The sequence below is a fragment of the Lysobacter sp. Root76 genome (genome assembly GCF_001428685.1).
In the GTDB taxonomy this organism is placed as follows: domain Bacteria; phylum Pseudomonadota; class Gammaproteobacteria; order Xanthomonadales; family Xanthomonadaceae; genus Lysobacter.
Genome location: NZ_LMIK01000001.1, coordinates 850,939 through 876,392 on the forward strand (window position 1 = coordinate 850,939; position 25,454 = coordinate 876,392).

21 protein-coding genes are annotated in these 25,454 nt (G+C 70.1%); 12 read left to right on the forward strand and 9 right to left on the reverse strand.

Features of this window, described 5'->3' with window-relative positions; translation table 11 throughout:
* Window positions 1-2: 2 nt before the first annotated feature.
* Together ASE10_RS03465 and ASE10_RS03470 are read left to right on the forward strand one after the other, a co-directional pair.
* Complete coding sequence (locus ASE10_RS03465; protein WP_235565819.1) at window positions 3-1,043, forward strand: FAD:protein FMN transferase; 1,041 nt, start codon at window positions 3-5, stop codon at window positions 1,041-1,043.
* 47 nt (window positions 1,044-1,090) lie between these two features.
* Complete coding sequence (locus tag ASE10_RS03470) at window positions 1,091-2,719, forward strand: sulfite reductase subunit alpha (protein ID WP_055903189.1); 1,629 nt, start codon at window positions 1,091-1,093, stop codon at window positions 2,717-2,719.
* A 205-nt stretch (window positions 2,720-2,924) separates the two neighbouring features.
* Here ASE10_RS03470 and ASE10_RS03475 read toward each other — a convergent pair whose 3' ends face one another.
* Both ASE10_RS03475 and ASE10_RS03480 read right to left on the reverse strand, forming a co-directional pair.
* The gene (locus ASE10_RS03475; RefSeq protein WP_055903191.1) at window positions 2,925-3,596 is read right to left on the reverse strand and encodes a HutD family protein; all 672 of its coding nucleotides are present in this window, start codon (window positions 3,594-3,596) and stop codon (window positions 2,925-2,927) included.
* 235 nt (window positions 3,597-3,831) lie between these two features.
* On the reverse strand, window positions 3,832-4,179 hold the full coding sequence (locus ASE10_RS03480; RefSeq protein WP_055903193.1) for a ComEA family DNA-binding protein: 348 nt from the start codon (window positions 4,177-4,179) through the stop codon (window positions 3,832-3,834).
* 215 nt (window positions 4,180-4,394) lie between these two features.
* Between ASE10_RS03480 and ASE10_RS03485 the strand changes: the two genes are divergently transcribed.
* Together ASE10_RS03485 and ASE10_RS03490 are read left to right on the forward strand one after the other, a co-directional pair.
* Complete coding sequence (locus ASE10_RS03485) at window positions 4,395-5,885, forward strand: M20 family metallopeptidase (RefSeq protein WP_055903195.1); 1,491 nt, start codon at window positions 4,395-4,397, stop codon at window positions 5,883-5,885.
* A 361-nt stretch (window positions 5,886-6,246) separates the two neighbouring features.
* Window positions 6,247-6,489: a GlsB/YeaQ/YmgE family stress response membrane protein gene (locus tag ASE10_RS03490; protein WP_055903196.1), complete on the forward strand. Its 243-nt coding sequence runs from the start codon at window positions 6,247-6,249 to the stop codon at window positions 6,487-6,489.
* A 318-nt stretch (window positions 6,490-6,807) separates the two neighbouring features.
* On the opposite strand, the gene cysN is transcribed toward ASE10_RS03490, so the two are convergent.
* Together cysN and cysD are read right to left on the reverse strand one after the other, a co-directional pair.
* Window positions 6,808-8,679 carry a sulfate adenylyltransferase subunit CysN gene (cysN, locus tag ASE10_RS03495; RefSeq protein ID WP_055903199.1) on the reverse strand — a complete coding sequence of 624 codons (1,872 nt, stop codon included), beginning with the start codon at window positions 8,677-8,679 and terminating at the stop codon, window positions 6,808-6,810.
* On the reverse strand, window positions 8,679-9,578 hold the full coding sequence (gene cysD, locus ASE10_RS03500) for a sulfate adenylyltransferase subunit CysD (protein ID WP_055903202.1): 900 nt from the start codon (window positions 9,576-9,578) through the stop codon (window positions 8,679-8,681). The genes cysN and cysD overlap by 1 nt, the downstream gene beginning before the upstream one ends.
* Before the next feature lie 267 nt (window positions 9,579-9,845).
* Here cysD and ASE10_RS03505 point away from each other — a divergent pair, with 267 nt between their 5' ends.
* Genes ASE10_RS03505 through ASE10_RS03515 form a run of 3 tightly spaced genes read left to right on the forward strand, consistent with a single transcriptional unit; the run spans window position 9,846 to window position 14,162 of the window.
* Window positions 9,846-11,663 carry an assimilatory sulfite reductase (NADPH) flavoprotein subunit gene (locus tag ASE10_RS03505; protein ID WP_056305011.1) on the forward strand — a complete coding sequence of 606 codons (1,818 nt, stop codon included), beginning with the start codon at window positions 9,846-9,848 and terminating at the stop codon, window positions 11,661-11,663.
* A 1-nt stretch (window position 11,664) separates the two neighbouring features.
* Window positions 11,665-13,419, forward strand: a complete 1,755-nt coding sequence (cysI, locus tag ASE10_RS03510; protein ID WP_055903205.1) for an assimilatory sulfite reductase (NADPH) hemoprotein subunit — start codon at window positions 11,665-11,667, stop codon at window positions 13,417-13,419.
* Entirely contained in the window at window positions 13,416-14,162 is a 747-nt protein-coding gene (locus ASE10_RS03515; RefSeq protein WP_055903207.1) for a phosphoadenylyl-sulfate reductase, read from the forward strand. The genes cysI and ASE10_RS03515 overlap by 4 nt, the downstream gene beginning before the upstream one ends.
* A 12-nt stretch (window positions 14,163-14,174) precedes the next feature.
* On the opposite strand, the gene ASE10_RS03520 is transcribed toward ASE10_RS03515, so the two are convergent.
* A complete protein-coding gene (locus tag ASE10_RS03520) occupies window positions 14,175-14,735 on the reverse strand; it encodes a TetR/AcrR family transcriptional regulator (protein WP_055903209.1) in 561 nt (186 codons plus the stop codon).
* A gap of 111 nt (window positions 14,736-14,846) precedes the next feature.
* On the opposite strand from ASE10_RS03520, the gene ASE10_RS03525 reads away from it, so the two are divergent.
* Window positions 14,847-15,530, forward strand: a complete 684-nt coding sequence (locus ASE10_RS03525) for a hypothetical protein (RefSeq protein ID WP_055903212.1) — start codon at window positions 14,847-14,849, stop codon at window positions 15,528-15,530.
* Window positions 15,531-15,544: 14 nt separating this feature from the next.
* Here the strand turns inward: ASE10_RS03525 and ASE10_RS03530 are convergent, their stop codons facing one another.
* Window positions 15,545-16,528: a LysR family transcriptional regulator gene (locus ASE10_RS03530; protein WP_055903214.1), complete on the reverse strand. Its 984-nt coding sequence runs from the start codon at window positions 16,526-16,528 to the stop codon at window positions 15,545-15,547.
* A 289-nt stretch (window positions 16,529-16,817) separates the two neighbouring features.
* Between ASE10_RS03530 and cysG the strand changes: the two genes are divergently transcribed.
* From cysG to murU, 4 genes are all read left to right on the forward strand, one after another.
* The gene (gene cysG, locus ASE10_RS03535) at window positions 16,818-18,245 is read left to right on the forward strand and encodes a siroheme synthase CysG (RefSeq protein WP_055903216.1); all 1,428 of its coding nucleotides are present in this window, start codon (window positions 16,818-16,820) and stop codon (window positions 18,243-18,245) included.
* Between the two features lie 43 nt (window positions 18,246-18,288).
* On the forward strand, window positions 18,289-19,266 hold the full coding sequence (gene cysK / locus ASE10_RS03540) for a cysteine synthase A (protein ID WP_055903218.1): 978 nt from the start codon (window positions 18,289-18,291) through the stop codon (window positions 19,264-19,266).
* A gap of 979 nt (window positions 19,267-20,245) precedes the next feature.
* Complete coding sequence (locus ASE10_RS03545) at window positions 20,246-21,262, forward strand: phosphotransferase (protein WP_055903220.1); 1,017 nt, start codon at window positions 20,246-20,248, stop codon at window positions 21,260-21,262.
* Window positions 21,259-21,957, forward strand: a complete 699-nt coding sequence (murU, locus tag ASE10_RS03550; RefSeq protein WP_055903222.1) for an N-acetylmuramate alpha-1-phosphate uridylyltransferase MurU — start codon at window positions 21,259-21,261, stop codon at window positions 21,955-21,957. Before ASE10_RS03545 ends, murU begins: the two co-directional genes overlap by 4 nt.
* Window positions 21,958-22,328: 371 nt before the next feature.
* Here murU and hda read toward each other — a convergent pair whose 3' ends face one another.
* From hda to ASE10_RS03565, 3 genes are all read right to left on the reverse strand, one after another.
* A complete protein-coding gene (gene hda / locus ASE10_RS03555) occupies window positions 22,329-23,024 on the reverse strand; it encodes a DnaA regulatory inactivator Hda (RefSeq protein WP_055903224.1) in 696 nt (231 codons plus the stop codon).
* A gap of 10 nt (window positions 23,025-23,034) precedes the next feature.
* A complete protein-coding gene (locus ASE10_RS03560) occupies window positions 23,035-24,186 on the reverse strand; it encodes an AI-2E family transporter (protein WP_055903226.1) in 1,152 nt (383 codons plus the stop codon).
* Between the two features lie 99 nt (window positions 24,187-24,285).
* Window positions 24,286-25,359: a DUF2066 domain-containing protein gene (locus ASE10_RS03565; RefSeq protein ID WP_055903228.1), complete on the reverse strand. Its 1,074-nt coding sequence runs from the start codon at window positions 25,357-25,359 to the stop codon at window positions 24,286-24,288.
* Window positions 25,360-25,454: the final 95 nt, after the last annotated feature.

Consider the following 25,454-nt stretch of genomic DNA (forward strand, 5'->3'; position numbering starts at 1 on the left):
CCGTGCAACCGCCCACCATCCGCATGACATGGAGCGGCACGAGCTGGGGCGTCGCGCCCCAGCCCGCCGCAGCCCAGGCGGCCACGGCCACGACCGGCGTGCATGCGCTGGCCGGGCGCAGCATGGGCACGCAATGGTCGGTGAAGCTGGTCGCCGACGCGGCCGCGCTGCCGGAACTGGAGCGCGGCATCCAGGCCCGCCTGGACGAAGTCGTCGCCCAGATGAGCCCCTGGGAAGCCGACTCCGAGATCAGCCGCTACAACCGCGCCGAGGCCGGCACGGTGCAGGCGCTCCCCGACGGCTTCTACGCGGTGCTGGACGCGGCGCTGAAACTCGCCGCCGACAGTGGCGGCGCCTACGACCCCACGATCGGGCCGCTGGTCAATCTGTGGGGCTTCGGCCCCGACGGCGCGCGCGCTGCGGCCCCGTCGGACGCAGCCATCGCGCAGGCGCAGTCGCGCGTGGGCTGGCAACGGGTGGGCTTCGATCCGCTCGCGCGTACCGCGACCCAGAGCGGCGGCCTCTATCTGGATTTTTCCTCGATCGCCAAGGGTTACGGTGTGGACCGCGTGGCCGAGTGGCTGGGCGAACGCGGTGTCGCTGCATTCCTGGTCGAAGTCGGCGGCGAACTTTACGGACGCGGCCGCAAACCCGACGGCAGCGCCTGGCGGATCGCGGTCGAACGCCCCGCGGGCGATGCGCGCGACGACGACGGCGCCGCGGTGCTGGCGCTGGACGGTTATGCGATCGCGACCTCGGGCGACTACCGGCGTTACTTCGATCACGACGGCCGGCGTTATTCGCATACCGTCGATCCGCGCAGCGGTCGCCCGGTGACGCACGCGCTGGCTTCGGTCAGCGTCTTGCACCCGCAATGCATGCAGGCCGACGGGCTGGCCACCGTGCTGGCCGTGCTCGGGCCGCAGGCCGGCATGGCCTACGCCAACCGCCGCCAGCTCGCGGCGATGTTCGTGCTGCACGACGGCGACGGCTTCCTGACCCGGATGACGCCGGCCTTCATCGCGCGCCAGCGCGCGGCCTGAGCACGCGAGCACCGTCGCAGATGCAAGCGTCCGAATCCTCCTCCGCCATGCGGCGCATCGACGCCGGCACCGTCGGCAACGCAGTGGTGCTGCTCGCGCTGATCGCGCTCGCCTACCTGCTGCTGCATTGGCAGGCCGAACCGGTGCGCTGGCTCGCGCCGGGACGCGACCGTCTGCTGTGGGCGACGGGACTGGCGACGGCCTACGCCGGCTTCGTCGGCGGCGTCGCCTGGGTGCGCGCACGCCGCAGACGCGCGCAGGCGCTGCCGCGCGTGGCCGCCGACGGCGCCAACCAATGGCTGGTCGCGTTCGCCAGCCAGACCGGGCACGCCGAATTCCTGGCGCGCCGCAGCTGGCAGACCCTGGCCGACAGCGGCGTCGGCGCCGACCTCCTCATGCTGGGCGCGCTGGACGCAAACGCGCTCGCGCGCTACCGCCAAGTCCTGTTCGTGGTCAGCACCACCGGCGAGGGCGACGCGCCGGACTCGGCTGCGCGTTTCGTGCGCGTCGTGCTGGGCGCCTCGGCCGCCCTGCCCGGCCTGCGCTATGGCGTGCTGGCATTGGGCGACCGCCAGTACGAACAGTTCTGCAGCTTCGGCCACCGCCTCGATCATTGGCTGCGCCATGCCGGCGCCGAATCGATGTTCGACCTGGTCGAAGTCGACGACGGCGACGCCGGCGCGCTGCGCCATTGGCAGCACCACCTGGGCCTGCTCGCCGGGCATACCGAACTGCCCGACTGGAGCTCGCCCTCGTACCGGCCGTGGCGGCTGAGCGAGCGCGTGCACCTCAACGCGGGCAGCGCCGGCGGCCCCGCGTTCCATGTCGCGCTCACACCGGAAGACGCGGCCGATCCGCAGTGGTTGGCCGGCGACATCGCCGAGATCGGCCCACGCAACGGCGAGGCGGACGTGGCGGCATGGTTGCTCGCGGCGAACCAGGACGGCGCGGCCGCGGTCGGCATCGGCAATGAAACCGACACGCTCGCCGCGCTGCTGCGGCGCTCGCGCCTGCCCGATCCGGCGACGATGCGCGCATCGTCGCCGCAGGCCATCGTCGCGGCGCTGCAGCCGCTACCGCATCGCGAGTATTCGATCGCATCGCTGCCGGCCGACGGCAGTCTGCAATTGCTGGTGCGGCAGATGCGTCAGCCCGATGGACGCCTGGGCAGCGGCAGCGGCTGGCTGAGCGCGCACGCCGGCTACGGCGAACGCATCGACCTGCGCATCCGCCGCAACCCGTCCTTCCATGCGCCCGCCGACGCCCGGCCGATGATCCTGATCGGCAATGGCACCGGCATCGCCGGCCTGCGCGCATTGCTCAAGACCCGCGCCGCCGCCGGTCATACGCGCAACTGGTTGCTGTTCGGCGAGCGCAGCGCGGCCCACGATTTCCACTACCGCGACGAGCTCGAGGGCTGGCTGCGCGAAGGCCGCATCGAGCGCATCGACCTGGCGTTCTCGCGCGACAGCGCCGAGCGCGTGTACGTGCAGCAGCGCCTGCGCGAGCAGAGCGCACGCCTGCGCGAATGGCTGGACGCCGGCGCGGCGGTCTACGTCTGCGGCAGCCTGGAAGGCATGGCGCCGGGGGTCGATGCGGTGCTGCGCGAAACCGTGGGCCTGGAAATGCTGGAAGCGATGGCGTTGGACGGGCGTTACCGGCGCGACGTGTACTGAGCGAGCACTTTGCGCGGGCTGTGGGACCGGTTGAAGATGCCCGCAACAGGCTAACGTCGACTTCCATCTCCGCTGGCGGGAGAAAGCGCCCGAAGCGCGGATCCCAAAGAGTGGATGAGAGCGGCACGATTCCGGTGAGTCCGCACGCGTGCGACGTGCGCTCACCCACACCCGCAGCCGCGAGCGGGAGCAGGCCTAAGCGGGCCTAAGCGGGCAAGGGATTCAAGCCGGAGAGAGGCCCCGCCTGTTCGGCGACCGCAGCCACCCGCACCAGCAACACCTCGCCACCGCCTTCCAGCACCGCGCGCAGGCGTTCCCCGCCCGCAGCCAGCACCGCGGTGTCGCCCGCCGCCAGCGGCGGCAGACCGGTGTCGTCGGCGAAACGCGCATGGCCGGCCATCAGGTGCACGGCCCAGGTCTGGCCGGGCTCGGCGAAGATCACCATCGGCCCGACCAACGGCCGGTGCCAGAGCTGCGCCTGCACGCGCTCGCGCCGCCACATCAGGTTGAAGTCGTGGGTGGTGCCATCGACCAGTTCGCCGTGCACGCCGCGTTCGCCGGCGAAGCGCAGCTTGTCGTGCGGCGGATGCAGCTCGTGCAGTTCGCCGTCGTCGAAGCGCAGGCGCAGGCCGTTGCCGCTGAGCAGCACCAGTTCGCGCTCGATCCCGGGAAACGCGGAGAACGCGGCATCCTGCTCGATCTCGGCGATCGACAGCCGCCAGTCCCAGTCGTCGCCGGCCGCGGGCCGCGCGGCGGCGTCCAGGCGCAGGATCTCGCGGGTCCAGCCGAGCTGGTTGCGCCAACGCTCGCGCCGGTACTCGTTGGCGGGGATCACCCAGGAACGGCTGCCGCCGTCCGCTTCGTTGCTCTGTGCCATGGCGCTTCGTCTGCCGGGATGGCCAGAGTCTAACCAGCGATGGCCACGCGCAGCAGGCCGGAGCGCGGGGCCTGGCGGGGCAGGCCTTTGTCTATGCCCAAAAAAAGCGCCGCCGCCCGCGGATCCTTCCGCGAACGGGCGGCTCACATCCTTGTCCAGGGTCTCCCCCTGCATTCGTCGGGCGTCCCTGCCCGTGCGTTGCCGGTCCGCGCATCCATGCGGGGCCGACGGTCCGTCAGCGGCGGCTGGCCGCGCGCTGGGCGTTGCCGCCACCGGCGGCGGCAGGCGCGGCCGGCTTGGGAGCGGGGCCGGCGCCGCCGACCACGATGCGGTCGCGGTTCTTCTCGACGGTCTTCAGGCCGATGCCCTTGACCTCGGCCAGCTGTTCCGGACTGCGGAAGGCGCCGTTGGCCTTGCGGTAGGCGACGATGGCCTCGGCCTTGGAGGCGCCGACGTTCAGCAGGACGCGGTCCAGAGTGGCGGCGTCGGCGCTATTGATGTTCACCTGTTCGGCGGCATAGGCGCTGCCGGCGAGCAGCAGGGACAGGACCAGCGAGCGGGCGGCGATTGCGAAAGATTTCATATTGTTCAGCTCCTTGAGGTGGGATTCCGTTCCGGTGCCGGCGGGGCTTTCCGTAGGTGTCCGCCGGTGGAAACAGTCTCCGCAACTCGACGGGGCCAGCGTATCGCCGCACCGGCCGCGAAAAAGCCAGTGAAAGCCGCACCGCAGGGTAGGAAAAGTCCTACACGGCGCGGAGGCGTAAACTTGCCGGTCTAATCCCCAGCTCGAGGCTATCCATGGACGCCAGCAAGGTCGACCGCTACGTCAGCGAAAAATGGGACGACGAAATCGTCCCGCAACTGGTTGAATACATTCGTATTCCCAACAAATCGCCGATGTTCGATGCGGACTGGGTCAAGCACGGCTACATGGACGACGCGGTCAAGCTGATGGAGTCCTGGGCGCGCGCCCAGACCATCCCGGGCATGCAGATCGAGGTGGTGCGCCTGGAAGGCCGCACGCCGCTGATCTTCATCGACATCCCGGCCTCCCAGGGCGGCAGCAACGAGGATTGCGTGCTGCTGTACGGCCACCTCGACAAGCAGCCGGAAATGACCGGCTGGGACGCCGACCTCGGCCCCTGGAACCCGGTCATCAAGGGCGACCGCCTGTACGGCCGCGGCGGCGCCGACGACGGCTATGCGATCTTCGGTTCGCTGGCCGCGATCATGGCCCTGCAGGAACAGCAGCTGCCGCACGCGCGCTGCGTGATCCTGATCGAGGCTTGCGAGGAATCCGGCAGCTACGACCTGCCGGCCTATGTCGATCACCTCGCCGACCGTATCGGCAAGCCCTCCTTGGTGGTGTGCCTGGATTCGGGCTGCGGCAACTACGAGCAGCTGTGGTGCACGACCTCGCTGCGCGGCCTGGCCGGCGGCAACTTCACGGTCAAGGTGCTCAGCGAAGGTGTGCACTCCGGCGACGCGTCCGGCATCGTGCCGTCGAGCTTCCGTCTGCTGCGCCAGCTGCTGTCGCGCCTGGAAGACGAGACCAGCGGCAAGATCCTGGTCGAAGGCCTGTACGTGGACGTGCCCGAGGAACGCCTGGAGCAGGCGCGCCAGGCTGCCAAGGTGCTGGGCAACGCGGTCTACGACAAGTTCCCGTTCCTGCCCGGCATGAAGCCGATGGCCAGTGAGCTGTCGGAACTGGTGCTCAACCGCACCTGGCGCCCGGCGCTGTCGGTCACCGGCGTGGACGGCATGCCGCCGCTGTCGTCGGCCGGCAACGTGCTGCGCCCGCACACCTCGGTCAAGCTCAGCCTGCGCCTGCCGCCGACCCTGGACGGCAAGCGCGCCGGCGAGCTGCTCAAGGAAGTGCTGGAACGCGACCCGCCGTACGGCGCGCAGGTGACGATGGAGCTGGAGAAGGCCTCGACCGGCTGGAACGCGCCGGCGCAATCGGGCTGGCTGACGCGCGCCATCGACGCCTCCAGCCGCGAGTTCTTCGGCCAGCCGGCGATGTACATGGGCGAAGGCGGCACGATTCCGTTCATGGGCATGCTCGGCGAGAAGTTCCCGGGCGCGCAGTTCATGATCACCGGCGTGCTCGGCCCGCATTCCAATGCGCACGGCCCGAACGAGTTCCTGCACATCCCGATGGGCAAGCGCGTGACCGCCTGCGTCGCGCGCGTGGTCGCCGAGCACCATGCGGCCAGCCAGCGCGGCGAAACCAGCGGCGTGGCCGCGGTGGCCGGCGGCGAGCAGCACGGCGATCACGGCTGCTGCTGATCGCGACAGCGCCGATCCGGAGACCACCGATCGGCGCGATGCGCCGTGCCGGAGCCGACAGGTCCGGCGCGGTCGGATGAAGCGGTGCACGGTATGCGTCGGCTTGCGATGGATCGCGGCGCACCGGGGTCACTGCACGGGCCCGCCGCTGCGGTCGTGGAGCGAGACGACGCGGCCGGCGTTGGCGGCATCAGGTTGGTGCCGATGAACGGCCGATCGCCAGGCAGCTCGCCGGCGACAGGCACGCTTGTAGTGCCCGCACGGAGATCGCGCCCCCGAAGCGCCGCGCCGCGACACCGCGCTCACCCTCCTGACTGCTAGGATCGCCTGGCATCACCACGACCCTGAGGAGGGGAAGGCTATGGGCGGTATCGTTTATACGATCATCATCGGTGCGGTCATTGGTGTGCTGGCTCGTTTCTTCAAACCGGGCGCCGACCCGATGGGTTGGATCCTGACCATCCTGCTCGGCATCGCCGGCGCCTACATCGGCAGCCTGCTCTATGGCGGCGCCGGACTGATCGGCTTCATCGTCTCGATCATCTGCGCGATCGTGTTGCTGTTCCTCTACGAGATCATCCGCAGCAAGACCGCGAAACGCTGACGGCGGTTCGCGCGGCGATACGGGCGCCCCGGCTTTGGTCGGGGCGTTTGCGTTTTTGGGGGGAGTTATCGCGCTGCTGCAGCGCCCCCTTCTCCCGCTAGCGGCGCCCGAAGGGTGTGCAAGGCTGAGAAGCTGCCCGGAGGGCGGATGAGGGTGGTGGGGCGAGGTTGATCTGCGCACTTGCGGCGCTGCCCTCACCCCAACCCCTCTCCCGCAAGCGGGAGAGGGGCTCAGGTGCGCAATCGTTCGAGAGGGAGCACGCGATTGCAGAGTCGGCGGTGAGCGAGGCTCGGGCTCGCGGAGCCATGCGCCGCCCGCTCACCCCAGCAACCGATCAATCACCCGCTGCGCCAATGCCTCGGCATCCTGCTCCACCGTGCTCAGCACCAGCTCCGGCGACTCCGGCGCTTCGTAAGCCGAATCGATGCCGGTGAAATTGGGAATCTGCCCGGCGCGGGCCTTGGCGTACAGGCCCTTGACGTCGCGTTGCTCGGCCACCGCCAACGGCGTGTCGACGTAGACCTCGACGAACTCGTCCGGACCGAACAGTTCGCGCGCCATGCGCCGCTCGGCGCGGAACGGCGAGATGAAGCTGACCAGCACGATCAGGCCGGCGTCGGTCATCAAGCGCGCGACTTCGGCGACGCGGCGGATGTTTTCGACCCGGTCCTCGTCGGTGAAGCCCAGATCCTTGTTGAGGCCGTGGCGGACGTTGTCGCCGTCGAGGATGTAGGTGTGGTGGCCGAGCGCGTGCAGACGCTTCTCGACCAGGTTGGCGATGGTCGACTTGCCCGAGCCCGACAGGCCGGTGAACCACACGCAGCGCGGCGTCTGCGCCTTGCTGCGCGCGCGTGCGGCCTTGTCGACGTCGACGTGCTGCCAATGGATATTGCCGGCGCGACGCAATGCGAAATCGAGGGTACCAGCGGCGACGGTGGCGTTGTCTTCGCGATCGATCAGGATGAAGCCGCCGAGCGCGCGGTTGTCGCCGTAGGCCTCGAACGCGACCGGCTGGTCGAGGTTGAGGTTGCAGTAGGCGACCTCATTGAGTTCCAGATGCTTGGCGGCGAGCTGCGCCTGGGTGTTGACGTCGATCTTGTGCTTGATCTCGGTGACCGTGGCGCTGACCGTGCGCGTGCCGATCTTCAGCCAGTACGGCCGCCCGGGCAGCAGCGGGCTCTCGCCCATCCACAGCAGGTGCGCGGCGAACTGGTCGGCGACCTGGGCCGGCGCGGCCGCCGAGGCGATCACGTCGCCGCGGCTGATGTCGAGTTCGTCGTCCAGGGTCAGGGTGATCGCCTGGCCGACGCCGGCCACGGCGAGGTCGCCGTCGGCGGCGACGATGCGCGCGACCCTGGAGCGCCGGCCCGAGGGCAGCACCGCGATCTCGTCGCCGGGCCGCACTTCGCCCGCGGCGACGGTGCCGGCGAAGCCGCGGAAGTTCTGGTTCGGCCGGTTGACCCACTGCACCGGCAGGCGGAAACCGATGTCGGCTTCGTCGCGGCCGACGTCGACGGTTTCCAGGTGCTCGAGCACGCTGATCCCGCGGTACCAGGGCATGGCTTGCGAGCGCTGCAGCAGGTTGTCGCCGCGCAGCGCCGACAGCGGAATCGCGGTCACCTGGGTGATGCCGCGCTGGGCCGCGAGTTCGCGGTACTCGCCGGCGATGGTTTCGAACACGCCCTGGTCGTAGCCGACCAGATCCATCTTGTTGACCGCGAGCAGGACGTGGCGGATACCGAGCAGGGCCGCGATATAGGTGTGGCGACGGGTCTGGGTGAGCAGGCCCTTGCGCGCATCGACCAGGACCACGGCCAGGTCGGCGGTGGAGGCGCCGGTGGCCATGTTGCGGGTGTACTGCTCGTGGCCCGGGCAGTCGGCGACGATGAACTTGCGCCGCTCGGTGCCGAAGTAACGGTAGGCGACGTCGATGGTGATGCCCTGCTCGCGCTCGGCGGCCAGGCCGTCGACCAGCAGCGCGTAGTCGATCTCGCCGTTCTGAGTGCCGTGACGACGGCTGTCGGCGCTGAGCGCGGCGAGCTGGTCGTCGAACAGCAGGCGGGTGTCGTGCAGCAGGCGTCCGATCAGGGTGCTCTTGCCGTCGTCGACGCTGCCGCAGGTGATGAAGCGCAGCAGGCCCTTGGATTCGTGCAGATGCAGGTAGGCGGCGATGTCTTCGGCGGCGGCCATCAGAAATAGCCCTCCTGCTTCTTCTTCTCCATCGACGCGGAGGGATCGTGGTCGATCACCCGGCCCTGGCGCTCGGAGGTGGTCGCGACCAGCATCTCGGCGATGATCTTCTCCAGGTTGTCGGCCTCGGATTCGATGGCGCCGGTCAGCGGATAGCAGCCCAGCGTGCGGAAGCGCACCCGGCGCAGTTGCGGGCGTTCACCCGGCTCGAGCGGCAGGCGTTCGTCGTCGACCAGGATCAGCGCGCCGTCGCGTTCGACCACCGGACGCTCGGCGGCGAAGTACAGCGACGGCACCGGGATGCTCTCGCGGTAGATGTAGAGCCAGACGTCGAGTTCGGTCCAGTTCGAGATCGGGAACACGCGCACGCTCTCGCCGCTGCGGATGCGGGTGTTGTAGAGGTTCCACAGTTCCGGGCGCTGGTTCTTCGGGTCCCAACGGTGCTGTTCGTTGCGGAACGAAAAGATCCGCTCCTTGGCGCGCGACTTCTCCTCGTCGCGGCGGGCGCCGCCGATCGCGGCGTCGTGGCGCGCCGCGTCCAGGGCTTGCTTCAGGCCCTGGGTTTTCATCACGTCGGTGTGGACGTTGGCGCCGTGGCTGATCGGGCCGATGCCGCGGGCCAGGCCGTCGGGATTGGTGTGCACGCGCAGATCGACGCCGGTTTCGGCGGCGCGGCGGTCGCGGAAGGCGATCATCTCGCGGAACTTCCAGCCGGTGTCCACGTGCAGCAGCGGGATCGGCGGGCGCGCCGGGTAGAAGGCCTTGAGCAGCAGGTGCAGCAGCACCGAGCTGTCCTTGCCGACCGAATACAGCATCACCGGGTTGCGGAACTCGGCCGCTACCTCTCGAAGAATGTGGATGCTCTCGGCTTCCAGGCGGTCGAGATGGCTCAGATCCAAGGTCGGGCTCGTGGCTGTGGGACGTGCGAAGTCGCCGCGCCGGGGCCCGGCGCGACCGGGACTATCTGACCACAGAAGGGAATCGGGAGACATGCCAGAGGACGACGTACCAGCGAACGGGCTGCCATTAGGCGGTCGCGCCCCCCTGGGCCGGAAATGAGCGCAGGGCATGAACGCATAACCGAGCATCCTTTCCGCGCGCGCCGCCCGGGTCCTAGCCTGCAGGCTCCGAACCTTGCCGTTCCCTGCCCCGAGCCCGCCCCCGCCATGCCCGCGCCCGCGTCCGCGCTACTCGCCAACCCAGCCTCCCCGCTGACCGAGGACCGGCAGTCTGCGCTGCTGCGCCTGACCGACGGCCTCGACCGCGACGGCCTGTGGTGGTTGTCCGGCTACGCCGCCGGCCTGGCCGCGCGCACTGCCGGCGGCGCTCCGGCGCCGTCCCCGCTCGCGCCCGAGGCCCGCACCGGCGAGCGCCTGACCGTGGTCTACGGCAGCCAGACCGGCAATGCCAAGCGCCTGGCCGAACAGCTCGCGGCCCAAGCCGAACAGGCCGGCCTGTCGGTGCGCCTGCTGCGCGCCGACGCCTACCCGACCCGCGAACTCAAGAACGAGCGCCACCTCTACCTGGTCGTCAGCACCCAGGGCGACGGCGATCCCTCCGACGACGCACGCGGCCTGGTCGAGTTCATCGCCGGCAGGCGCGCCCCCGAGCTCAAGCAACTGCATTACGCGGTGCTCGGCCTGGGCGACTCCAGCTATCCGCAGTTCTGCGCGATCGGGCTCAAGCTCGACGCGCGCCTGGCCGAACTGGGCGCGACCCGGCTGCTGGCCCGCGCCGATGCCGACCTCGACATCGAAACCGTCGCCACGCCCTGGGTGCAGAGCGCTCTGGCCGCGGCCAAGGAAGCGCTGAAGCCGAGCGCGCCGCGCGCCACGGTGACGCCGTTGCGCCCGCTGGCGGCCACGCCGGTCTACAGCCGCGAGGCGCCGTACGCGGCCGAGCTGCTGGTCAACCAGCGTCTGACCGTGGGCGGCAGCGACAAGGACGTGCGCCACATCGAGCTGTCGCTGGAAGGCTCCGGCCTCAGCTACGCGCCCGGCGATGCGCTCGGCCTGTGGCCGCGCAATCCGCCGGCGCTGGTCGAAGCGGTGCTGCGCAGCCTCGAGCTGGACGGCGACGGCGAGGTCGAACACGGCGGCCAGCGCCTGCCGCTGCGCCGGTGGCTGGGCGAGAAGCGCGAACTGACCAAGCTGGCGCGGCCCTTCGTCGCCAGTCACGCCGCCCATGCGCGCAGCGACGAACTCAACCGCCTGCTGGCGCCGGACAACGCCGCCGCATTCACCCGCCTGCTCGCCGACAGTCAGGTCATCGACCTGCTGCAGCGCTACGAAGGCCATTGGTCCGGCGAGGAACTGGTCGCCGCGCTGCGTCCACTGACGCCGCGCCTGTACTCGATCGCGTCCAGCCAGAAGCTGGTCGGCGACGAAGTCCACCTGACCGTCGCCCATGTCGAATACGCCAGAGCCGGCGGCACTCGCTGGGGCGCCGCCTCGCACCTGCTCGCTCGCAGCGAAGAAGGCGCGCGCCTGCCGGTTTTCGTCGAACACAACGAACGCTTCCGCCTGCCCCGCGACGGCGCTCGCGACGTGATCATGATCGGCCCCGGGACCGGCGTCGCGCCGTTCCGCGGCTTCGTCCAGGAACGCGCCGCCGACGGCGCCGACGGCCGCAACTGGCTGCTGTTCGGCAATCCGCATTTCCGCAGCGACTTCCTCTATCAGACCGAATGGCAGGCGGCGCTCAAGTCCGGCCAGCTGCATCGCCTGGACCTGGCGTTCTCGCGCGACCAGGCCCACAAGATCTACGTCCAGGACCGGCTTCGCCAGGCCGGCCGCGATCTCTACGACTGGCTCGAAGGCGGCGCCCACCTGTACGTCTGCGGCGATGCCACGCGCATGGCCCGCGACGTGCACGCCGCGCTGCTGGCGGTCATCGCCGAACACGGCGGCAAGAGCGCCGAAGACGCCGAAGACTACCTCAACACCTTGCAGCAACAGGGCCGCTACGCCCGGGACGTGTACTGATATGGCCGCGCATTCGGTCGAAGACATCAAGCGCGGAAGCTTGCGACTGCGCGGCAGCCTGCTCGACAGCCTGGCCGACCCGGTCACGGGCAGCCTGCGCGAGGACGACCAGACCCTGATCAAGTACCACGGCAGCTACCAGCAGGACGACCGCGACATCCGCGAGGAACGCCGCCTGGCCAAGCTGGAACCGGCCTACAGTTTCATGATCCGTACCCGCACCCCGGGCGGCGTGGTCAGCCCGGCGCAGTGGCTGAAGCTGGACGCCATCGCGACCACCTACGCCGAACGCGGCCTGCGCATCACTACGCGCCAGGCGTTCCAGTTCCACGGCGTGATCAAGACCGAACTCAAGCTGACCATGCAGGCGATCAACGCCACGCTGATCGACACCCTGGCTGCGTGCGGCGACGTCAACCGCAACGTCGCGGTCGCCGCCAATCCGCAGCGCTCGCAGGCGCACGCGGCGGTGTACGCGCAGGCCGCCGCGTTGTCCGAACACCTGCTGCCCAACACCCGCGCCTACTACGAGATCTGGCTGGACGAGGAGCGCGTCGCCGGCAGCGGCGGCGAGGAAGAGCCGATCTACGGCAACGCCTACCTGCCGCGCAAGTTCAAGATCGGCTTCGCGATACCGCCTTACAACGACGTCGACGTGTTCGCCCAGGACCTGGGCTACATCGCGGTGCTCGACGAGGCCGGCGAACTGCTCGGCTACAACGTCAGCGTCGGCGGCGGCATGGGCGCGACCCACGGCGATCCGGAGACCTATCCGCGCCTGGGCAACGTAATCGGCTTCGTCACGCCCGACCAGGTCGTCGCGGTCGGCGTAGCGGTGGTCACCGCCCAGCGCGATCACGGCAACCGCGCGGTGCGCAAGCGCGCGCGCCTCAAGTACACCATCGACGACCATGGGCTGGACTGGTTCCAGGCCGAAGTCGAACGCCGCGCCGGGTTCCCTCTCTCCCCGGCGCGGCCGTTCGCCTTCATCCACAACGGCGACCGCTTCGGCTGGGTCGAGGGCGAAGACGGGCGCGCGCACCTGACCCTGCGCATCCCCGCCGGCCGCATCGTCGACGGCGAATCGGCCGACGGCAGCCAGGTGCGCCACCTCAGCGGCCTGCGCGAACTCGCGCAATTGCTGAGCGGACACGACGACGGCGCGACCGCGGAATTCCGCATGACGCCCAACCAGAACCTGACCGTGGCCGGGGTCGCGCCCAGCCTGCGCGAGCGCGTCGACGCGCTGATCGCGCAGTACGCGCTCGACGGCTATCGCGAGGCCAGCTCCTTGCGTCGCAACGCCCTGGCCTGCGTCGCCCTGCCGACCTGCGGCCTGGCCATGGCCGAGGCCGAGCGTTACCTGCCGGAACTGATCGGCAAGGTCGAAGGTCTGTTGCACGACCATGGCATCGGCGATGCGCCGATCCACCTGCGCATCAGCGGCTGCCCGAACGGTTGCTCACGTCCCTACCTGGGCGAGATCGCCCTGGTCGGCAAGGCGCCCGGCCGCTACAACCTGATGCTGGGCGCCGATCACCGCGGCCAGCGCCTCAACACCCTGTACCGCGAGAACATCGCCGAGCCGGAAATCCTGGCCGCGCTCGATCCGCTGTTCGCCGGCTACGCCGCGCAACGCCAGCCCGACGAAGGCTTCGGCGACTACCTGCTGCGCAGCGAAACCGTCGCGATTCCGCCCCACGCCATCCGACCGGGCATCCCCGTCACGGTCGTCGCCACCGAGGTCCGTGCATGAGCCCTCCCGATCCGATCACCGCCGCCGAATCGCCGCGCGCGCTGGCCGATCTCAACCGTTGGCTGGAACGCCTGAGCGCGCAGGACCGCGTGGCCTGGGCGCTGGAGAACACCGCCGGCGAGCATGCGCTCTCGTCCAGCTTCGGTGCGCAAGCCGCGGTATCACTGCACATGGTCACCCGGCAGGCGCCGAAGATTCCGGTGATCCTGGTCGACACCGGCTATCTGTTTCCGGAGACCTATCGCTTCGTCGATGAGATGAGCCAGCGTCTGGACCTCAACCTCAAGGTCTACCGTCCGCAGATCGGCGTCGCCTGGATGGAAGCGCGCATGGGCCGGATCTGGGAACAGGGCGTGGACGGGATCGAGCGCTACAACCGCCTGCGCAAGGTCGAACCGATGCAGCGCGCCTTGAACGAACTCGGCGTGCGCACCTGGATCGCCGGCCTGCGCCGCAGCCAGTCCAGCACCCGCGCCAACCTCGACATCGTGAGCCTGCGCGACGGCCGCTGGAAACTGCATCCGCTGGCCGACTGGACCGATCGCGACGTCTGGCATTACCTGCAGACGCACGACCTGCCCTACCACCCGCTCTGGCACGACGGCTACGTGTCGATCGGCGACGTCCACACCACCCGCAAGCTGGAAGCCGGCATGCGCGAGGAGGACACGCGCTTCTTCGGGCTCAAGCGCGAGTGCGGCCTGCACTTCGACGATGAAGGGACGGCGGAGCAGGCGGCTTAGGGCGCGCGGGTTTCAAGAGCCCCCTTCCTGCCCTAGCAAAGCCGCGCAATCCCGCAGCGCCATCTCGCGCAGCACGCGCGCCAGTTCCGGCGCCCCCAGCACCAGATCGCCGGCCAGCCATGCGCTGATCGTGCCGAACATCGCCTCGGCCACGTAAACCGCCGCCGCGCGACGGCGTGGTGCCGGCGCCGACGGATGCAGGCGCGCCAGCTGCCGCTCGATCAGTATCGCCAGCACTCGCGCCATCGCACGCCGCGACGACTCGCGCTGGTACGCGCGCGCGTTGGCGCGATTGCCCCAGAAGTGCTGCAAGGTCGCCAGCACCCGGGCCGGATCCGCGTCGGCATCGACCGCCACGGCCAGGCCCTCGAACGGGTAACGCACGGTATCCAGCAGCAGGTCTTCCTTGCCCCGATAGTGCTCGTACAGGGTCGAGCGGCCGACGCCGGCGCGCGCGGCGATGTCGGCCACCGAAATCTCGTCGTAGCCATGCGCGAAGAACAGCGCGACGAAGGCCTGGCGCAGGGCGGCGAGCGTGCGCTCGACGCGCGGGTCGTCGGGGGCGGCGCTCATGCGCTTTCCGGACAATCGCGCGGATGCGTCCGGAAACGCCCGCGACCGCGTCCGCCGCACCAGCGACCAAGGCTAGGCTGCGCAGCAACGCAGACCGGAACCCCGACGCCGATGAATTTCCCTACCGACATGCACGCCCCCGTCCGCATCCCGTCCAGCGATCGAGCGATCGGCTCGATCATCGGCATCGCCACCGTGTTGGCGATCCTGATGATGGCACACCACCCGACCGTGTCCGCCCACGGCATGCCCGAGGTGGTCGCCGAGATCGCACGTAAAGCCGCGCTCGACCGTTACGTCCACGGCGGCCTGATCGCCTTGCTGGCGGCGTTGCTGTTCGGCTTCGGCGAATACTCGGCGCGCGCCGGCATGGATCGGCCGCTGGTGCGCGCCGCCTTGCTGGCCTACGCCATCGGCGTGGCCGCCAGCATCGGCGCGGCGCTGATCAACGGCATCGTCGCCCCCGAACTGAGCCTGCGCTATGTCGGCGCCGACGCTGCCGCATTGGAGCAACTGCGCCACCTGCTGCGCCTGTGTTGGCGCGGCAACCAGGCCTTGGCCGGCCTGGGCGAGATCGGACGCGGGCTGGGCGTGGTGCTGTGGTCGTGCGCCTTGCTGCACTTGCGCCGCAATCGCGTGCTAGCAGCGTTCGGCCTGTTGGCCGGCGGTGTGCCGGCGCTGGCGATCGCAGCGGGCGCACTGCGCCTGGACTTGCACGGCGCGATCCTGGCCCTGTCGGCGCCGGCGGCGTGGAATCTCGCGCTGGCGGTGCAATTGCTGCGCGGCAAGGCCTGAGCCGAACGCTACGCTCAGGCAGCGGTCGTGCGCATCAGTTCTTCCCAGCTCGGCGCGAGCGGCCACTGCGCTTCCAGGTTGCCCTCGAGCACCCGGCGCAGGTCGCGACGGTCGATGTGCGGGGCCAGGCCGTGCAGCAGTTCCAGCGCGTAGTCGCGCAGCACGCGCGCACGCGGGATCACCGCCCAGGTCACGCATTCGGGCAGCGCGTCGGGCGCGGTCAGCGCCTTGAGGTCCTCGTCGCGGCCGGTCACGGCCATTTCGGCGAGCACGCCGACGCCGAGGCCGGCGCGCACGTAGGTCTTGATCAGGTCGGCATCGCGCGCGGTCATCGCCAGCTGCGGCTCGAAACCGCCAGCCGCGAAGGCGCGCCGCAGCGAGGACTCCGGACGGGTCGAGGATTCGTAGCTGATCAGCGGATGCGCGGCCAGTTCGGCCAGGGCCGGAGCGCGCTTGAGCGACGCCAGCGCATGCGTGCGCGGCACCAGCACCACCCGCCGCCAACGGAACAGCGGCACCGCCAGGCCGCCCTCGGGCGCGGCGCCGGCGGTGCTGATCACCGCCAGATCGGCGTTGCCGTGCGACAGATGCTCCAGGACTTCGCCGTCGGCGGTCGCCTGCAGATGCACGCTGACCTCCGGGAAGCCGCGCTTCACGTTCGCGATCACCGGCGGCAGCACATAGCGGGCCTGGGTGTGGGTGGTCGCCAGGACCAGGCGGCCGGCGTGCTGGCCGCGTTCGTTGGCGGCGTAGGCGCGGATGTTGCCGGCCTCGTCGAGGATGCGGCGCGCATGCGCGAGCACGCGTTCACCGGCCGGGGCGATCGCTTCCAGGCTGCGGCCCTTGCGCACGAACAGCTGGAAGCCCAGCTCGTCCTCCAGCTGCTTGAGCTGCTTGGACAGACCGGGCTGGGTCGCGTGCACGCGCTCGGCGGCCAGGGTGATGTTGAGGCCGGAGTCGGCGATCGCGACGAGGTAGCGGAGTTGGGTCAGGGTCATAACGGCGGTATCCGAAGCAGGGAGATCACGGGACGACGGCAGGCGGCGGCGCGGCGGCAACACCCGGGCATCCGGCAGGACCTCGCGTTCACGTTTATCTCTCTATTCGGATGAAAGGATTTATAGCCTAAGCCGCCCCATGGCTCCTGTCCAGTAGTGTCCGCCCGCCGGGGGCGCGGCGCTCATGCCGTTAGGGCATGGGCACAGGCGGGGGCGTCATTTCCCCCGCCGGGCCGGGATTTGTAGGTTCGATCCATCGTCCCCGGCCTGTCGCGCCCTGACCCAGCCCATGAGCACCCGTCTTTTTCCCTTGTTCGCCGCCCTGCGCGGCCGCGCCGTTCTCGTGGTGGGCGGCGGCGCGGTCGCGCAGCGCAAGGCCGAGGCCTTGCTGGAGGCCGGCGCGCAGGTGCGGGTCGGCGCGCCCGCGCTGCAGCCGGCCCTGGCCGAACTGGCCGCGCAGGGACGCATCGAGCACTTGCCCGGCGAATTCGCCGAGCACTGGCTGGACGAGGTCTGGCTGGCGATCGCCGCCACCGACGACGTAGCGGTCAACCGCGCGGTCGCCGCGGCCGGCGAAGCGCGCCGGGTCTGGGTCAACGTGGTCGACGACGCCGAGGCCTCGAGCTTCCACGTGCCGGCCAGGGTCGAGCGCGGACCGCTGCAGATCGCGATTTCCAGCGGCGGCGGCGCGCCGATGCTGGCGCGGCACCTGCGCGAACGCCTGGAGACCCAACTCGATCCCTCGCTGGGCGAACTGGCCGAGTTGCTCGGCCGCGAGCGCCTGCGCATCCGCGCGCGCCATCCCGAACTGGGCGCGCGCCGGCGCTTCTTCGACCGTCTGCTCGATGGCCCGCTGCCGGCCCTGCTGCGCCAGCGTCGCGAACGCGCGGCCGAACGCGCCTTCGCCGCCGCGCTCGAAGAACGCGACCCGAGCGCGCGCAAGGGTTCGGTGGTGCTGGTCGGCGCCGGCCCCGGCGACCCGGGCCTGCTGACCCTGCGCGGCCTGCGCGCGCTCAACGAAGCCGACGTGATTCTGCACGACCGCCTGGTCAGCGCCGACGTGTTGCGTCTGGCCCGGCGCGACGCCGAGCGCATCGAAGTCGGCAAGCAAGCCGGCGACCACCACACCACCCAGGACCGCATCCACGAACTGATGCTGGAACACGCACGCGCCGGCAAGCGCGTGGTCCGGCTCAAGGGCGGCGACCCGTTCGTGTTCGGTCGCGGCGGCGAGGAAATCGAAGTGCTGCGCGCCCACGGCATCGCCTACGAGGTGGTGCCCGGCATCACCGCGGCGCTGGCCTGCGCGGCCTATGCCGGCGTGCCGCTGACCCATCGCGAGCACGCGCAGTCGGTGCGCCTGGTCACCGCGCACTGCAAGGATTCCGACGACACGCTCGACTGGGCCGCGTTGGCGCAGGAGCGGCAGACGCTCGCGGTCTATATGGGCGTGGCCGGCCTGGACAAGCTGCGCGACCGCCTCATCGCCCACGGCCGCGCGCCCGACACGCCGTTCGCGCTGATCGAGAACGGCTCGCGCGCCAACCAGCGCACCGTCGTCGGCAGCCTGGCCGAACTGCCCGATGCCGCGCTCGCTCACGACGTGCGTTCGCCGGCGCTGCTGATCCTGGGCGAAGTCGCGGCCCTGGCCGAACGCCTGCACTGGCACGGCGCACCGCCGCTGCGCCATGCGCCGGCGCTGGCCGCGGCGGCCTGAACTGCGTCCCTACCCTTCTCCCCGCTCTTTCCGGATCGCCGCCATGGCCCTGTACGACAGCATCCTCGATACCATCGGCAACACGCCCATCGTCAAACTGCAGCGGATCGCGCCGGCGCACGTATCGCTGTACGCCAAAGTCGAATCCTTCAATCCCGGCGGCTCGGTCAAGGACCGCCTGGCGCTGGCGATCGTGCTCGACGCCGAACGCAGCGGCGCGCTCAAGCCCGGCCAGACCATCGTCGAAGCGACTTCGGGCAACACCGGCATCGCCCTGGCGATGGTCGCCGCGGCGCGCGGGTATCCGTTCGTAGCGGTGATGACCGAAACCTTCTCGGTCGAACGGCGCAAGCTGATGCGCGCGTACGGCGCCAAGGTGATCCTGACGCCCGCCGCCGAACGCGGCAGCGGCATGGTGCGCAAGGCTGCGGAACTGGCGGCCAAGCATGGCTGGTTCCTGGCGCGCCAGTTCGAGAATCCCGCCAATCCGGCGTATCACCGCAGCACCACCGGTCCGGAAATCCTGCGCGATTTCGCCGGCAAGCGCCTGGACTACTTCGTCACCGGCTGGGGCACCGGCGGCACGCTCAGCGGCGCCGGCCAGGTGCTCAAGCTGGCCCGCCCCGACTTGAAGATCATCGCCTCCGAACCCGCCGGCGCCTCGCTGCTGAGCGGCAAGGACTGGCAGCCGCACAAGATCCAGGGCTGGACCCCGGACTTCGTACCGGCCGTGCTCGACCGCGGCGTCGCCGACGAGATCCGCCCGGTAGACGACCTGCTCGCCCGCGACACCTCGCGCCGCCTCGCCGCTGAAGAAGGCGTGTTCGTCGGCATCTCCGCCGGCGCCACCGTCGCCGCGGCGTTGCAGGTCGCCGAGCAGGCACCGGCCGGCACGGTGCTGCTGGCGATGCTGCCCGATACCGGCGAGCGCTATCTCTCGACGTTCCTGTTCGAGGGCGTCGCCGAGGGCTCGGATGACGAATGGCTGGCGTCGTTGGAACGGGAAGCCGTAGAAGCCTGACACCGGCGCGTTCGCGTTACGGCTGGATGCGAGCCATCAGCACGTAGTTCTCTCCTCCGCACCTTCGTTCACCACGGGCGCGAATACCACGCTGAAGTCAGCGTATCCCCGCCCTGCGCGGGGTGACGGAAACCGGGCATCACCACGATGCCCGTAAGCCCACTGTCGCGGCCTCCCTAGCGCCCTCACCGCCATGCCGCTCAACGATCGCGGTTGCGGCTGCGATTGCCGTTGCCGTTGCCGTTGCCGTTGCCGTTGCCGTTGCCGTTGCCGTTGCATTGGAATCCATTGAGCCGCACTACGACGAGCAACCGTAGACCCGAAGGGCGGCGCGCAGGACGCGCGCCGTTTACTCGCAAGGGAGGGTTGTCAAGAAACAGCCCTTCTCTTTGGTTACTTTCTCTTGGGCTAGCAAGAGAAAGTGACCCGCACGCGCAGCGGGCGGAAGCCTTTGCTTAAGAACGAAACCCACGAAGTAGCTGGGATTCGCAATCGCGGCTTACGCCGCTCCCACAGAAAGCAGAAAGCGAAGCCGGTCCGCACCGAAACTCACGCAGCAGCCGGAGGTCTCGGTCGCGGCTTACGCCGCTCCTACCCCAGAGCGAGTGGCAAGAGAAAGTGACCCGCATGCGCAGCGGGCGGAAGCCTTTGACTTAAGTAAACCAACGCAGCAAACGGAATTGCAATCGCGGCTTACGCCGCTCCCACAGAAGGCAGAAAGCGAAGCCGATCCGCATCGAAACTCGCGCGGCAGCTGGAGGTCGCGGTCGCGGCTCACGCCGCGCCCATCCCAAAGCGAGCGGCTGACTCGCATGCCCATCGGACTGCAGCCTTCGACTTAAACCCAAGGCCATAGCGCACCCAGCCAATCAACTCCAAAAAGGCGAAGAGTGCGAACCGCCAGCGCCCCCGCATACCCCCGCCCCCACCTCAACGTTTACCCTGTGCCCCTGGCGGCCCACCCCCGCCCGGAGCCCCCATGTCCCACCCCGAATCACCCGACCGCGCCGACGCGCGCCTGAACTGGGCCCGCGCCGCCACCGGCGACGAGGGCCTGCAACTGCAGCGCGCCTCGGTCGACGCCGGTTTCCGCAGCTACTGGCGCGCAGCGCCCGAGGCCGCCGGCACGCCGGCCAGCGTCATCGTCATGGACTCGCCGCCCGCGCTGGAGGACGTGCGCCCCTGGCTGGGTCTGCGCGAACTGCTGGAACGCGGCGGCGTGCGCGTGCCGCGGGTGCTGGTCGAGGACGTGGAGGCCGGCTTCCTGTTGCTCGAAGACCTCGGCGGCCCGACCCTGGCCCAGGTGATCGATGCCGACAACGCCGACACCCACTTCGAGGCCGCGATCGACCAGTTGCTGAAGCTGCAGGCGATCGCGCCGCCCGAAGGCATGGGCGAGTTCGGCGAGGCCCTGCTGCAGCGCGATGCCGGATTGTTCGAAGAATGGTTCCTGCGCCGCCACCTCGGCCTGGAACTGGACTGCGACGACAGCGATCGACTGGAACTGGTGCAACGCCGACTGATGGACAACGCCCTGGCGCAGGCCCAGGTGCTCACCCATCGCGACTTCATGCCGCGCAACCTGATGCCGGTGCAGCCGGGCCCGGCGGTGCTGGATTTCCAGGACTGCGTGCGTGGACCGGTGGCCTACGACGCGGTCAGCCTGTTCAAGGACGCGTTCCTGAGCTGGCCGCTGCAGCGCGTCGACGGCTGGCTGGCGCGCTACCACGAGCGTGCCGTGGCCGCCGGGGTGCCGGTGCCGCCGCTGGCGCGTTTCCGCCGCGACGCCGATTGGCTGGGCGTGCAGCGTCACCTGAAGATCCTCGGCATCTTCGCCCGCCTGCACTACCGCGACGGCAAGACCAAGTACCTGCCCGACGCGCCGCGCTTCATCGCCTACCTGGACGAAGTGCTGCCGCGCTATGCCGAGCTGCAACCGCTGGCGGAATTGCTGGACGCCCGCATCCGCCCGGCGCTGGCGAGGATTCCGGCATGAAGGCGCTGATCTTCGCCGCCGGCCTGGGCGAGCGCATGCGCCCGCTGACCGACACCACGCCCAAGCCGCTGCTCGCCGTCGCCGGCAAGCCGCTGATCGAATGGCACCTGGAAAAACTCGCGGCCTGCGGCGTGCGCGACGTGGTGGTCAACACCTCGTGGCTGGCGCAGCAGTTCCCGCAGGCGCTCGGCGACGGCGCGCGCTGGGGCCTGCGCATTGTCTATTCCTACGAAGGCGCCACGCCGCTGGAAACCGGCGGCGGCATGCTGCACGCCCTGCCCTTACTCGGCGATGCGCCGTTCCTGCTGGTCAACGGCGACGTCTGGACCGACGCCGATTTCGCGCGCCTGCCGCGCGAGCCGGCCGGCCTGGCGCATCTGGTGATGGTGGACCGGCCGCCGCAGGCGACCCAGGGCGATTTCGCGCTCGACGCCGACGGCCTGGTGCGCAGCGACGGCGAGCAGCGCCTCACCTACGCCGGCCTGGGCATCTACCGGCCGCAACTGCTCGACGGTTGGCGCGCGCACAGCCGCGACGCCGGCGCCGACGAAACGCCGCCGCGCTTCCGCCTGGCGCCGATCCTGCGTGCGCATATGGCCGGCGGCCTGATCAGCGGCGAACACCACCGCGGCCGCTGGACCGATGTCGGCACGCCGCAACGGCTGGCCGAACTCGACGCGGCCTTGTCGGGCTGAGCGGATCTGGTGCACGCCAACGTCTGGGGCGGCGACACGCGGGACGAAGCGCTGCGGACGGCGCTGCGGGCCGGCGAACCCGAGCCGCACAGACGCCCCGCATAGGCACGGCGTAAGCCGCGATTCGTGTCGGCGCATGAATGCATTCGACGCAGGCCGGTGTTGCGGCCGCGGTGCGCCCCTCCTGCAGAGAAGCCCCCCACCGCAACACGATCCAAGCGATGCAAGGTCACCGGATCTGGCACCACGAGCGAACGTCTTTCACTGTAGGAGCGGCGTAAGCCGCGACCGCGACACCGGCCTGCGTCGGATGCCCAGTGTTTCCGCGCTACTGCAATCGCGGCTCACGCCGCTCCCACAGCCCGGGAGATTCAGCGCTGCTCCAGCGTCTGCCGCAGGAACGGCACCGTGATCCGGCGCTGGGCCGCGAGCGAGGCGCGGTCGAGGCGGTCGAGCAGCGCGGTCAGGCCGGCCAGGTCACGGTCGACGCGCTTGAGCAGCCATTCCAGCGCGGCCTCTTCCAGCACCAGGCCGCGGCGTTGCGCGCGTTGGCGCAGCACTTCGGCGCGGCCGTCGTCGTCCAGCGGCGACAGCGCGATGCGTGCGCATTGCGAGAGCCGCGAGCGCAGGTCCGGCAGGCTCAGGGCGAGGCCGTCGGGGGCGTCGCGACCGGCGTAGATCACCGCGGCGCCGGCGGCGCGGGCGCGGTTGTGGGCGTCGAACAGGGCGACCTCGTCCTCGCGCGTGCCGGCGATGACGTCCAGGCCGTCCAGGGCGAGCAGGTCGTTGCCTTCCAGCGCGTCGAGCGCGTCGCGCAGGCGCCCAGCGGCCGCGACCAGCGGCAGGTAGGCAGCGCGGCGTCCGGCCGCTTCGGCGGCGGCGCAGGCGGCGAGCAGCAGGTGGGTCTTGCCGACGCCCGCGGGCCCGGCCAGGTACAGCCAGTCGCCGCCGGGCTGCTCGGCCAGCGCGCGCAGTTGCGCGATCGCCCCGGCCGGCGCGGCGACGAAGGTATCCAGTCGCTGATCCGGCGGGTAGCGCAGCGCCAGCGGCAGCTGCTTCGCGCTCATACGGACGTATTCACTCGGCTTCGCGCTCGCTCGGCGCCGTCACGATGTGCGGACCCGGCTCCAGCAGGATCGCTGACGGCGTGCCCGCGTACAGGCGGCTGTGGGTGTAGCGTTCCTGGGCGTAGCGCAGCAGCACGTTGGCGACCGCCGCCACCGGCAGCGCCAGCAGCATGCCGAGGAACCCGAACAGCTGGCCGCCGGCGAGCACGGCGAAGATCACCGCCACCGGATGCAGGCCGATGCGGTCGCCGACCAGCTTGGGCGTGAGCCAATAGCCTTCGATCAGCTGGCCGATGCCGAACACCGTCAGCACGCCGGCGACGTACTTCCAGTCGCCGTACTGGACCAGCGCGGCGATGGTGCCCAGGATGATGCCGCTGGCCGGGCCCAGGTAGGGCACGAAGGTCAGCAGGCCGGCGATCAGGCCGATCAGGATGCCCAGGTCCAGACCCACCGCCCACAGACCCAGGCCGTACATCACGCCCAGGATCAGCATGACCAGGAACTGGCCGCGCAGGAACGCGCCGAGCACGTCGCTGGACTCGCGCGCGAGGCGGCCGACGATGTCGAGGTGGTTGCGCGGAATCAGCGAAGCCACGCGCGCGACCATCAGGTCCCAGTCGCGCAGGAAGAAGAAGGTGATCACCGGCAGCAGGGCGATGTTGGCGGCCATGCCGATCAGGGCGAAGCCCGAGCGCGACAGGTAGCCCAGCAGGGTGCTGGCGACGCCGCCGGCGCGCTCCCAGTTGCTGCGCAGCAGCTGGGTGATGTGTTCCAGGTCCAGCCAGTTGGTGATTTCCAGACCGCTGCGCGCTTCGACCCACGGCAGCGCGGTGTTCATGAACCAGTCGCGGTAGCTGGGCAGCGAGGCGATCAGGGTGGTGATCTGGCGTTCGATCAGCGGCACCAGGATCACCAGCACCAGCAGCACCAGCAATGCCATCGCCGTGAACACCAGGGTCACGGCGACGTTGCGCGAGCGTCCGGCGCGTTCGAGCCGGTCGACCAGCGGATCGCCCAGCCAGCCCAGCAGGGCCGCGACCACGAACGGGGTCAGGATCGGCGCCAGCAGCCACAGCAGCCAGCATGCGCCCAGGCCGAGCGCGGCCCATTGCAGGCGACGCAGGAATTGGGCGATGTCGTGCAGGGGCGAGGTTTCCATCCGGGGATCCTGTCGGTTCGAGCGTGCGACGCGCCGTGGAGCGGCGCGTCGCGGTTCGTGATTCAGCGCAGCGGGCTAATCAGCCATCAACCCAGCCGATCAACGCAGCCGGTACACCGGCGGCTGGCCTTCCAGGCCTTCCTGCGCCTCGAGCACGTCGTCGCCCTGGGTCATGCGATTGAAGCCCTGCAGGCCGGAGATCAGATCCAGCTCGAACTCGACCCCGCCCGGGGTCGCCCGCACCGGGGTGATCCGGCGCACCACGGCCAGCCGCTGCAGGTAGCCGGACAGGCGGATGAAGTCGTCGCTGCTGGTGAGGCCGGTGAAGGTGACGCGGTAGATGCCCGGCGGGCCCGCGGCGGTGCCGCGCTTGGCGTAGCGGCGCATCAGGGCGTCGGCGGCACCGTCGGCGCCGCCGGACATGGCGCGGCGGGCGTCGGGCTCTTCGCTGGACCAGGTCGACAGCACCTTGCCGCTGTCGACGAAAATCCAGTCGGCCTTCCAGCCGGCCTTGGAGCGATAGAGCTTGCCGATCAGCTGCATCGGCGGGCTGTAGCGGGCCGAAGCGCGCGCCACCGCGGCGCTGTCGCCGCGCCAGATCGCACCGACCGTGGCCTGTTCAGCGGCGTTGCCGGTGGGCAGGCCGAGCCGGTAGCCGCGCTCGATCGCGCGGTTCAGGGTCGAACGGGCGGCGTTGGCCTGGGCCAGGCTGACCAGGCGCGGGCCGCTGCCGTCGTCGATGGCCAGCCACAGCACCGGCTTGGGGCGCGGGGTCGGCCAGACCGGCAGGCCCAGTACCGAGGCCAGGCTGTCGACCTGGGACTGGTCGAAATTGACCACCAAAGTCGTGCGGTAGCTGGGCGCCCCGGTCGGGCCCACGCCCTCGTCCTGGCGGTAGTCGTAGCCGGCCACGTAGTCCTTGGCGCGGCGCAGTTCCTGGCCCACGCCCGGGCGCGCGGCCGCGCCGCGGTCGCCGGAGAGCTTGCCCAGCACCTGCGCCAGCGCGCGCGCGAAACCGGCGTTGCGCTCGGCTTCGCCCTGGCCGTTGACCGGCACCTCGGCCGCATAGACGCCCTCAGCCTTGGCACGATCGCCTTCGACACGCTGCGCGAAGGCGGCAGAGCTCGCCAGCAGCAGGGTCGCGACCAGAAAAACGCGGATTGCCCGAACCATCGCTGTCCCTACATAGGTGCGTAATGGAGGAAATGGTGCCGTAGTGGGGCCGCAACGTCCATTCACACGCTCCGCGACTGTTAAAATATCGGGCT

Excerpts from the sequence above, each read along its gene's own strand:
- ASE10_RS03470 (WP_055903189.1), top strand. The coding sequence starts at position 1,091 with ATGCGGCGCATCGACGCCGGCACCGTCGGCAACGCAGTGGTGCTGCTC.
- ASE10_RS03475 (WP_055903191.1), bottom strand. The coding sequence starts at position 3,596 with ATGGCACAGAGCAACGAAGCGGACGGCGGCAGCCGTTCCTGGGTGATC.
- ASE10_RS03480 (WP_055903193.1), bottom strand. The coding sequence starts at position 4,179 with ATGAAATCTTTCGCAATCGCCGCCCGCTCGCTGGTCCTGTCCCTGCTG.
- ASE10_RS03485 (WP_055903195.1), top strand. The coding sequence starts at position 4,395 with ATGGACGCCAGCAAGGTCGACCGCTACGTCAGCGAAAAATGGGACGAC.
- ASE10_RS03490 (WP_055903196.1), top strand. The coding sequence starts at position 6,247 with ATGGGCGGTATCGTTTATACGATCATCATCGGTGCGGTCATTGGTGTG.
- cysN (WP_055903199.1), bottom strand. The coding sequence starts at position 8,679 with ATGGCCGCCGCCGAAGACATCGCCGCCTACCTGCATCTGCACGAATCC.
- ASE10_RS03505 (WP_056305011.1), top strand. The coding sequence starts at position 9,846 with ATGCCCGCGCCCGCGTCCGCGCTACTCGCCAACCCAGCCTCCCCGCTG.
- cysI (WP_055903205.1), top strand. The coding sequence starts at position 11,665 with ATGGCCGCGCATTCGGTCGAAGACATCAAGCGCGGAAGCTTGCGACTG.
- ASE10_RS03515 (WP_055903207.1), top strand. The coding sequence starts at position 13,416 with ATGAGCCCTCCCGATCCGATCACCGCCGCCGAATCGCCGCGCGCGCTG.
- ASE10_RS03520 (WP_055903209.1), bottom strand. The coding sequence starts at position 14,735 with ATGAGCGCCGCCCCCGACGACCCGCGCGTCGAGCGCACGCTCGCCGCC.
- ASE10_RS03525 (WP_055903212.1), top strand. The coding sequence starts at position 14,847 with ATGAATTTCCCTACCGACATGCACGCCCCCGTCCGCATCCCGTCCAGC.
- ASE10_RS03530 (WP_055903214.1), bottom strand. The coding sequence starts at position 16,528 with ATGACCCTGACCCAACTCCGCTACCTCGTCGCGATCGCCGACTCCGGC.
- cysG (WP_055903216.1), top strand. The coding sequence starts at position 16,818 with ATGAGCACCCGTCTTTTTCCCTTGTTCGCCGCCCTGCGCGGCCGCGCC.
- cysK (WP_055903218.1), top strand. The coding sequence starts at position 18,289 with ATGGCCCTGTACGACAGCATCCTCGATACCATCGGCAACACGCCCATC.
- ASE10_RS03545 (WP_055903220.1), top strand. The coding sequence starts at position 20,246 with ATGTCCCACCCCGAATCACCCGACCGCGCCGACGCGCGCCTGAACTGG.
- murU (WP_055903222.1), top strand. The coding sequence starts at position 21,259 with ATGAAGGCGCTGATCTTCGCCGCCGGCCTGGGCGAGCGCATGCGCCCG.
- hda (WP_055903224.1), bottom strand. The coding sequence starts at position 23,024 with ATGAGCGCGAAGCAGCTGCCGCTGGCGCTGCGCTACCCGCCGGATCAG.
- ASE10_RS03560 (WP_055903226.1), bottom strand. The coding sequence starts at position 24,186 with ATGGAAACCTCGCCCCTGCACGACATCGCCCAATTCCTGCGTCGCCTG.
- ASE10_RS03565 (WP_055903228.1), bottom strand. The coding sequence starts at position 25,359 with ATGGTTCGGGCAATCCGCGTTTTTCTGGTCGCGACCCTGCTGCTGGCG.